The 8,536-nt window shown below is 72.6% G+C and carries 8 protein-coding genes and 1 pseudogene; 6 read left to right on the forward strand and 3 right to left on the reverse strand.

Going from position 1 to position 8,536, the window contains the following annotated elements; translation table 11 throughout:
- From ABZY33_RS35495 to ABZY33_RS35505, 3 genes and pseudogenes are all read right to left on the reverse strand, one after another.
- Positions 1 to 214: pseudogene (locus ABZY33_RS35495) on the reverse strand (hypothetical protein); the annotation flags it as partial.
- Positions 211 to 825: an adenylyl-sulfate kinase gene (cysC, locus tag ABZY33_RS35500; RefSeq protein WP_356495846.1), complete on the reverse strand. Its 615-nt coding sequence runs from the start codon at positions 823 to 825 to the stop codon at positions 211 to 213. The pseudogene ABZY33_RS35495 and the gene cysC, both read right to left, overlap by 4 nt.
- A 73-nt stretch (positions 826 to 898) precedes the next feature.
- The gene (locus tag ABZY33_RS35505) at positions 899 to 1,636 is read right to left on the reverse strand and encodes a sulfotransferase family protein (protein ID WP_356495847.1); all 738 of its coding nucleotides are present in this window, start codon (positions 1,634 to 1,636) and stop codon (positions 899 to 901) included.
- Between the two features lie 271 nt (positions 1,637 to 1,907).
- Here ABZY33_RS35505 and ABZY33_RS35510 point away from each other — a divergent pair, with 271 nt between their 5' ends.
- Genes ABZY33_RS35510 through ABZY33_RS35535 form a run of 6 tightly spaced genes read left to right on the forward strand, consistent with a single transcriptional unit; the run spans position 1,908 to position 8,406 of the window.
- Positions 1,908 to 2,555 carry a hypothetical protein gene (locus ABZY33_RS35510; RefSeq protein ID WP_356495848.1) on the forward strand — a complete coding sequence of 216 codons (648 nt, stop codon included), beginning with the start codon at positions 1,908 to 1,910 and terminating at the stop codon, positions 2,553 to 2,555.
- Positions 2,552 to 3,601, forward strand: a complete 1,050-nt coding sequence (locus ABZY33_RS35515) for a BtrH N-terminal domain-containing protein (protein ID WP_356495849.1) — start codon at positions 2,552 to 2,554, stop codon at positions 3,599 to 3,601. Before ABZY33_RS35510 ends, ABZY33_RS35515 begins: the two co-directional genes overlap by 4 nt.
- Positions 3,598 to 4,947: a DegT/DnrJ/EryC1/StrS family aminotransferase gene (locus tag ABZY33_RS35520; protein ID WP_356495850.1), complete on the forward strand. Its 1,350-nt coding sequence runs from the start codon at positions 3,598 to 3,600 to the stop codon at positions 4,945 to 4,947. The genes ABZY33_RS35515 and ABZY33_RS35520 overlap by 4 nt, the downstream gene beginning before the upstream one ends.
- A 35-nt stretch (positions 4,948 to 4,982) precedes the next feature.
- Positions 4,983 to 6,377, forward strand: a complete 1,395-nt coding sequence (locus ABZY33_RS35525) for an ATP-grasp domain-containing protein (RefSeq protein WP_356495851.1) — start codon at positions 4,983 to 4,985, stop codon at positions 6,375 to 6,377.
- Positions 6,374 to 7,612, forward strand: coding sequence for an MFS transporter (locus ABZY33_RS35530; RefSeq protein ID WP_356495852.1), 1,239 nt, complete (start codon positions 6,374 to 6,376; stop codon positions 7,610 to 7,612). Before ABZY33_RS35525 ends, ABZY33_RS35530 begins: the two co-directional genes overlap by 4 nt.
- Positions 7,609 to 8,406, forward strand: coding sequence for a response regulator transcription factor (locus ABZY33_RS35535; RefSeq protein WP_356495853.1), 798 nt, complete (start codon positions 7,609 to 7,611; stop codon positions 8,404 to 8,406). Before ABZY33_RS35530 ends, ABZY33_RS35535 begins: the two co-directional genes overlap by 4 nt.
- Positions 8,407 to 8,536: the final 130 nt, after the last annotated feature.

Below are 8,536 nucleotides of genomic sequence, written 5' to 3' on the forward strand. Positions count from 1 at the left end.
CCTTGCCGCCGGAGAAGAGGATCACCGGCCGCTCGAACTCGCCCGCCACCTCGCGGAAGATGTGCACCGCCTCGGACTCCAGCGCGTCCAGGTGGGTCAGCGCGAAGGCGGTGCCGACGGGCGCGCGGCCGCTGTCGCGTACCGGAGCCGGGCCCTTCGCCGCCCCGCCGGTGTTGCCTGTGTTGCCGGTGTCGAACGCGACGACCGTTGTCATGCCGCGTCTCCTTCCGTGAGGGCTCGCGGGATCACACCGCGCTCCCGCAGCAGTTCGTGCACCGCGGACGCGGACTCGTGGACGCTCTGGCTGTTCGGGTCGATCCGCAGGTCGGGGTCGAGGGGCGCCTCGTACGGGGCGTCGACGCCGGTCAGGCCGGTGAGTTCACCGGCGCTCTGGCGCGCGTACAGGCCCTTCACGTCGCGTCCCGCGCACACCTCCACCGGTGTGGCGACATGGACCTCCAGGTAGGGGGTGCCGCTCGCGCCGTGCCGCTCGCGCACCGCCGCGCGGCTGTCCGCGTAGGGGGCGATGACCGGGGCGAGGGTCACCACGCCGTGCCGGGCGAGGAGTTCGGCGACGAAGCCGATGCGCTGCACGTTCGTGTCACGGTCGGGCCGGGTGAAGCCGAGGCCCGCCGAGAGGAAGGTACGGATCTCGTCGCCGTCGAGGACTTCCACGGGCTGGTTCTCGGCGCGCAGCCGCTGGGCGAGGGTGCGTGCGATCGTCGACTTGCCGGCGCTGGGCAGGCCGGTCAGCCACACCGTCGCGCCCGGGCCGGTGGCGGCCGTCGGTGGTGCGGAGCCGGGGGGCATGCGGGTCGTGGGCATGGAGTGATGGCCTCCTCGTCACGCGGGGGTACGCGGGGTTCGGGTTCGTGGGCCGGGCGCCGGCCGCGGCCGGTCAGCCGGTCGGCGCCGGCACGTCCAGGCGGTGGGCGCGCAACTCCTCGTAGAACGGCAGGTGGTAGGCGAGGAACGCGGCCAGCCGGGGGTCGTTGTCCGGGCTGTGGGCGTAGTCGGGGGCGGTGGAGGTGAAGCCCTGGGAGTGGCTGGTCGACTCGTGCCACACCTTCGTGCCCACCCACTCCTCGCGCATGGCGGGTTTCCAGCTGAGGGCGGATTCCAGGTACGCGATGCCGACCTGCTCGCAGTACTCGCGCACCGTGGTCCGCGGGTCGCGGACCAGGTCGTCGGAGTCGACGACGACGGGCCGCCGGCCGTTCGCGTCGTGGACCGCGCGGTAGATGCCGGCGAGGCGGGCGAAGCCGATCTCGTCGCGGGTCAGCTCGGGGTTGACGGCGTAGTGCGAGGAGATGGCCTCGCTGGGGTGGCGGATGATGAAGGTGTGCGTCGCCTCGCGCAGGAATGAGGTGTCGGCGAGCAGCTCCGGGTAGGCGAAGTCGGTGGTGTCCTTGAAGAACACCGGCCCGCTCTCGGCCTGTTCGCGGATCGCCTCGATCAGCTCGCGCTCGCCGCGGACCGTGCGGCCCGCGACGGTCGTCTCGCCGAAGTTCATGACGTGGGAGAACGGCTCGTGCAGGATCGTGTGGTCACCGCGCTGCGACATCATCTTCAGGAACGCGGTGGACCGTGAGCGCGGCGCGCTCCACAGGGCCAGAATGTTCTTGTCAGAATGCACAGATCTCTCCCCATTCGCAAAGTCGCTGATTCTTTTCATGCGCTGCCGTCTCGCCCGGGACGGGCGGCGAAAGCGCTGCGGCTCCTGAAACGTACCCGCGCCTTTCCACCGGAAAATGGGCGGACCCCGATCTCATCGGGACGATTACCCGTGGCCGGTCGCCTGTCGTCGTGACGCCGATGCGGCCGCCCGCGGGCAACGCCGTCGGGACGCCGAATGTCCGTGCGGGAGCTGATGTGCGGGGCCGCGTCCGGCTCCTAGCATCGGGCGTATGAAGCTTTCGACGGAACACCCAGCGGCCCCTGACGGCCCGGCACCGGGTTCTTCCTGGCAGCCGTTTCATACGGTGGATCTGACCGGCCACCTCAACAACAAATCGGTCACCACGGAATCCGGCAAGAAGAACGGCCGGCTCAACGTGTGGCGCAACACCATTCCGTCCCAGCATTTCGCCGCCGCGGGAACGCGGGTGGAGATCGACGGAATCCCCTACGCGCTCGGCGGCGCCGAGGACGCGCCGGAGGGGTACGACAACGTCCGGTGCGCCGGCCAGTACCTTCCCGTGCCCGAAGGCTCCTACGACTGGATCCGCTTCCTGGCGACGAGCGAGCGGCGCACCGAGACGGAGGTCGCCGTGCACTTCGCCGACGGCCAGGTCGACTTCGAGCCGCTGCGCGTGTCGGACCTGTGGCACGCACCGGCCTGGTTCGGGGAGAGCGTCGCCTTCCGCACGCCCACCATGCACTATCCGCACCACGTGCAGGAGCGGGTCGCCGCCGGGGTCTTCGGCGTCCGGGTGCCGGTCACCCGGCAGACGCCCGTACGCGGTCTGCGGCTGCCGCGCCACGTCGCCGTGCACGTCTTCGCGCTGACCCTGCAGAGCACCCCCGAGGCCCTCACCAGGAGGAGCACGTCATGACCACCGTGAGCGAGCGCGTCGCGGTCAGCGGCGACATCCAGCTCTGGTACCGCGACGCCGTCAGCTGCCTGCAGGCGACGTTCGCCACGGCGCTGCTGCGCGCCGGACACGATCCGCTGCCCGTGCTGGGGCTGCACTGGGAGTTCCGCTTCCAGCCGGAGAAGGTCACCAGCGAGGAGTTCTCCTTCCCGTGCGCCCCGGGAGTGGAGCTGGCCGACGCCCTCATGCCGCACCATCCGGTGCGCTCGCGCTGGCACCGGGCGGGCGGGCAGGGGCTGGAGGAACTCGTCGCGGAGCTGGCCCGGGACCGTACGGTGGTCGCCGCCGTCGACAACTTCCACCTGCCCTTCCGCCCCGCCTACCACGACGTGCACGCCGCCCATCTGCTGGTGGTGACCGGTATCGACCTGCGGGCCGGCACCGTGTCCGTCGCCGACGCGATGCCGCCCGAGTTCAGCGGGGAGATACCGCTGGCCGCGTTCCTGGACGCCTGGACGTCGGGCAACCCGAGCGACGAGCAGGACGCGTTCTTCAGCGACACCGGGATCGAGCGCCGCTACCTGACCGTCGACGTCGAGGAGCCGTTCCCCGTGGTGGACCGGGAGCTGCTGCGGCGGGCGCTCGCGCACGGCTCGGCGCTGTTCCACGCCGCCTCCCCCGACGGCGACGGCGACCACGTCGGCCTGCGGGGTCTGCGCTTCTTCCTGGACGACGTGGTCGAGCGGGCCCGCTCCGGGCGGGCCGGCGCGCTGCAGCACGTGTACCCCTTCGGCTGGGGCATGCAGGCGCAGGCCGCGCTGCACGGCGAGTTCCTGCGCACCTGGGGCCGGGCCGAGGGGCTGCCGGCGCTGGCCGAGGCGGGCCGCCGCGTGGAAGCCGTCGCACACGCCTGGACGGGCGTGCGGGTCACCGCCGCGCACGCCACCGCCCACCCCCCGCACGACCACGGTGAGGTCGCCGCCGACCTCGCCACCCACACCGGCACACTGGACCGCGCGTACGTCACGGCGGTCCAGGCCCTCGACGAGGCCAAGGAGATGCTGTGACCGTTCAGAGCGCCCCGACCACCACGCGCGCCGTCCGCTCCCCCGACACCCTGGCGGTGTTCGGCGGTGCCCCGGTCGTCCCGCGCAGGCTGCGTTCGACGACCTGGCCCGTCATCACCGACGCCGACCGCGCCGCCGTGATGGCGACGCTGGACGGCGCGCCGCTGGTCTCCAACGTCAACGGCGAGAGCCCGGTGAGCCGCCTGGAGGAGGCCTGGGCCGAGCGGTGCGGCGTCGACTGGTGCGTGGGCACCTCCAACGGCACCACCGCGCTGACCACGGCGCTGGCCGCCCTCGACATCGGGCCCGGTGACGAGGTCATCGTGCCCGCGCTGAGTTTCATCGCCAGTGGGCTCGCGCCCCTGCACCAGATGGCCGTCCCCGTCTTCGCCGACATCGATCCGGTCACCTTCACCCTCGACCCGGCGTCGGTCGCCTCCCTCATCGGCCCGCGCACCGCCGCGATCCTCCCGGTCCATCTGCACGGGCACCCCGCCGCGATGGACGAGCTGACGGCGCTCGCCCGCCGCCACCGTCTCGCGGTCGTCGAGGACGCCGCGCAGGCGCACGGCGCCCTCTACCAGGGGCGCCCGGTGGGCTCCCTGGGCGATGCCGGGGCCTTCAGCCTCCAGGTCACCAAGAACCTGCCGACGTGCGGCGAGGGCGGGCTGCTGGTCACCGGGGACGCCGAACTCGCCCGCAAGGCGCGGCTGATCCGGCAGTTCGGCGAGGTGATCGAGCCGGGCAAGGACCGGGACTACATCTCCTACCGGCTTGGCTGGAACAGCAAACTCAGCTCCGTGCAGGCCGCGTTCACCCTCTCCCAGCTGGACCGCTTCGACGGTTACGAGGCGGCGCGCGACGCCCAGGTGACCCGTTTCCTGGACCGGCTCCGCCCGCTGCCCGGGCTCGTCGTGCCGACCGTGGCGGCCGGCAGCACGCACGCCTGGCACATCCTGCGGTTCCGCTTCGACCCGGCCGCCGCGGGCTTCGAGGACGTCGACGCCGCCTCCTTCCGGGCCGCCCTGCACCGCCTGCTGCGCGCCGAGGGCGTGCCGCTGTCGCGCTACCAGCTGATGCCGCTGAGCGACCAGAAGGTGTTCACGGACCGCACGGGGTTCGGCAACGGCTACCCCTGGGCCAGCGCCGATGGCATCGAGCAGCCGCCGCGCCATGTCGAGGTCCCCGTGACGCGGCAGGTCATCGACGACTCGCTGACCTTGCAGAAGCGCCACCTCAACCCGGAGGCCGGGCCCTCGCTGGAGGCCTACGCCGATGGCTTCGAGAAGGTCTGGAACCACCTGGAGGACGTCGCACACCTGGCACGCGGCTACTCACACGAGTAGTCGAGACGGCCGAAGTGCCCACCTAGCGTGGCCGCATGGCCGACCTCATCGAAACCCAGACCGCCCCTCCCGCCGCCTCGCCCTCCGCAGGGCGCGCCCCCGTCCGGCCCGCCGGGCGCAGGGCCCACGACGACGTGCCCGGTCCCTCGCCGGCTCCCGGCGACACCCAGCGGACCGTCGTGATCGTCGACCCGGTGTCGACCGGCGCCCATCTGGCGCCGGCCTTCCGGGAGCGGGGCTGGCGGGCGGTCGCGGTCCACAGCCGCGACCCGCTGCCCCCGGTGTACGTGAAGAACTTCCGCCCCGGTGACTTCCTGGAGACCATCGTCCACCGGGGTGACGTGGCCGAGACCGCCCGGCGGGTCGCCCGGCACGCGCCGCAGTCCGTCGTGGCCGGCGCCGAGCCGGGTGTCGCCCTGACCGACGAACTCGCCGAGCGACTCGACCTGGCCGGCAACGCGGCCGCCTCCTCCCCCGCCCGCCGCGACAAGTTCGCCATGGTGGAGGCGGTGCGCGAGGCCGGTCTCGACCATGCCGCGAGTCTCGTCTCGCAGGACGCCGACGAGCTGATCGCCTGGGCCGAGCGGGGCGGTCACTGGCCGCTCGTCGTCAAACCCGTCGACAGCTGCGGTTCGGACAGCGTGGCCTTCTGCGCCGACGCCCGGCAGGTCCGCGACGCCTTCGCGCACATCCACCGCGCCGTCAACCAGCTGGGCGGCCACAACGAGGTCGTCCTGGCGCAGGAACTCCTCGTCGGCCAGCAGTACTTCATCAACAGCGTCAGCCGCGACGGCCGGCACTACATCAACGAGATATGGAAGGACGTGCGCACCCGGCTCGACGGGGGCGCGCTGGTCTACGACTGGGAGGAGCTCGTTCCCGGCGACGGCCCCGAGCAGCACCGGTTGCGGGAGTACCTCACCGGCGTCCTGGACGCGCTGGGCGTACGGAACGGGCCGGCCCACAGCGAGGTGATGCTGACCGCCCGCGGCCCCGTCCTGATCGAGAGCGGGGCACGGATCCAGGGGGCCGACGACCCGCAGCTGCACCGCACGGCCACCGGCACCAGCCAGGTCGACCTCACCGTGCAGGCCTGCGTCGACCCCGACTCCTTCGACGTGCTGCCCGGCCAGGTCTACCGGTTCGAACAGCGGCTGCGCGTCGTGTCGCTCATCGCCCCGTTCGACGGGGAGCTCGCGGCCGGAGCGGCGCTCGACGAGCTGATGTCGCTGCCGACCCTGACGGGTTCGGTGCGCGGGCTGCGCGCCGGCACCCCGGTGCGCGAGACCGTCGACCTGTTCTCCTCGCCCGACCACCTCGCGCTGCTCGACGCCGACCCCGCGGCGGTCGCACGCGACTACGCCCGCATCCGGCAGCTGGAGCGCTCGGGTCTCTACCGGCCTGCGCGCGAGGGGCGGGACGTCCGGTGAGCGCCGCACCCCGCCGGCTGACGCCGCTGCACAAGCTCGTCGCCGGACAGAGCCTCATCGGCATCGCCTACTGGGCGCTGCTCATCGTCATCGAGTCGAAGGCGACCTTCACCCTGCACGAGGACGCGGCCTACATGGCGGCGATCGCCGTGGCCTGGGGCGCACCCTCGGTGCTGCTGAGCCACCCGGTGGGGCGGGTCATCGACTCCGCCGGGCCGCGCACGGTGGGCATCGTGGCGAGCGGCGCGGGCGTGCTGACCACCCTGGCCATGATCACCACGGACACGGCGCCGTTACTGTGGGCGGTCACGCTGGCGTCCGGCGTCGCCCGCGCGTTCGCCCAGCCGGCCGCCGACGCCATGCCGAGCTGGCTTCCCGGCCGGACCGAGCACGTGACCTCCAGCATCTGGATGGGGTTCGCGACGAGCCTGCCGTTCATCGCCGGGCCCACGACGGCCGCGGTCTGCATCGCGCTGTGGGGCACGGTGAGCGCGTTCGTCGTGATCGCCGCGCTGTCCCTGCTGGGCGGCTGTGTCTTCCTGTCGCTGGGCGGGACCCGGCGCCCCGCGGCGGACGGGACGGCGAGCCGGGTGCGGGCACGTACCCTGCTGGCGTCCTTCTCCGTCGGCGCCGCGCTGCTCCTCACCCTCGTCACGTCGCTGGCCAACGGCGCGTTCCGGCCCCTGGAGCCCTTGTACGTACGGGAGATCCTGGACCGCCCGGCGAGCACCTTCGCCACCATCGAGGTCATCTTCGGGATCGGGCTGCTCGGCGCGACGGTCTTCATGCTGCGGTGGAAGCACCTGCTCGACCACGCCTACTTCCTGCCGGCCTCGGTGCTCATGATCTCCGTGGGCGAGGCGGTCTACATCATGACCGACCGCGTCCCCGTGGCCTTCGGCGGCGTGTTCGTGTGGGGCGTCGCCGTCGGCCTGTTCGGTCCGGCGTGCCGGATCGCGCTGCTGCGCGGTGTCTCCGCCGAGCACCACGGCCGCGCGATGGCGCTGTGGCGGGCGATGCAGGCCACCGGTTCGCTGGTGGCGCCGGCCGTCTCGGGTCTGCTCGCGGCCGTCGTGGGCATCCAGCCCATTCTGCTGACGGTCTCCGCCGTGGTCGCGGTCAGCGGCAGCGTCGCCTGGTGCCTGGTGGGCATGCGGCGCCGGGCCGCCGCGCCACCACCGCAGCGGGTCCGGGCGCAGCTGAGCACGGTCGAGGCCTCACGGAACCAGTCATGAGGGCGTTCCTGGAGGAGGCGCCCGCGGCCCCCCGTCTCCACCGCTCCGGCCCCGTCTCCCGCCCCCGCGGCGACGGTCCGCGCCTCGTGCGGCGGGACGCCTCGATCCGTGTCCTGATCTGCGATCAGCTCCCCCTGATGCGCGACGGACTGCACACCATGCTGTCCGCCACCCCGGACCTCACCGTCACCGATGCCACGGACGGCGGCGCGGCGACGCTTGCGGCGGTGGAGCGCAGCCGCCCCGACCTCGTCCTGGTCGGGCTGAACGCCCCGCGGGAGGTGGTCGACCTGGTGCAGCACGTCCGCGCCTCGGCCGCAGGCGAGGCCGGCACGCCGCCGTCGTTCGTCGTCCTGTACGACCAGTGCCGCAGCGAGGACATGGCCCAGCTGATCGCCTCCGACGTGCGGGGCCTGATCCGGCGGGACGCGACCCGCTGCGAGGTCATCGACGCCATCCACCATGTGCAGGACGGCCAGACGGCGTTCAGTCCGGAGATCGTCGACCAGTTGCGTCTGTGGTTCCTGCGCAAGGATCTGCCCGCTCCCGTCCCCGAGGACGCCGAGAGCGAGGTGCTGACGCAGCGGGAGCGGGAGATCCTCGTCCTGATCGGGCAGGGGAGTTCGCCGGAGGACATCGCGCGGCTGCTGTTCATCGGGCTGACGACCGTACGCACGCACATCTACCGGATCCGCCACAAGCTGAGTCTCAAGGACCGCGCGCAATTGGTCGCCTATGCCTATCGCACCGGTCTCGTCGGCCGGCCGGCCGCCGCTCCGTCGCTCGCCTCCTGAACCATTCCCGATCGCGGGTGCGGGTGTGCTGGTGGGGCACCGCCCGCTGTCGTCGCAGGCCTGGCTGCTCAACGGCACGCCCCTCGGGCTCGCGGCCCTGCTCCTCGTCGCGGGCAGCCTCGCCGACGAC

This window comes from Streptomyces sp. NPDC006552 (assembly GCF_040611655.1).
Taxonomy (GTDB): domain Bacteria; phylum Actinomycetota; class Actinomycetes; order Streptomycetales; family Streptomycetaceae; genus Streptomyces.

Bases quoted from the DNA above. Each gene is read 5' to 3' on its own strand.
- cysC (WP_356495846.1), bottom strand. From the start codon at position 825: ATGCCCACGACCCGCATGCCCCCCGGCTCCGCACCACCGACGGCCGCC.
- ABZY33_RS35525 (WP_356495851.1), top strand. From the start codon at position 4,983: ATGGCCGACCTCATCGAAACCCAGACCGCCCCTCCCGCCGCCTCGCCC.
- ABZY33_RS35515 (WP_356495849.1), top strand. From the start codon at position 2,552: ATGACCACCGTGAGCGAGCGCGTCGCGGTCAGCGGCGACATCCAGCTC.
- ABZY33_RS35535 (WP_356495853.1), top strand. From the start codon at position 7,609: ATGAGGGCGTTCCTGGAGGAGGCGCCCGCGGCCCCCCGTCTCCACCGC.
- ABZY33_RS35510 (WP_356495848.1), top strand. From the start codon at position 1,908: ATGAAGCTTTCGACGGAACACCCAGCGGCCCCTGACGGCCCGGCACCG.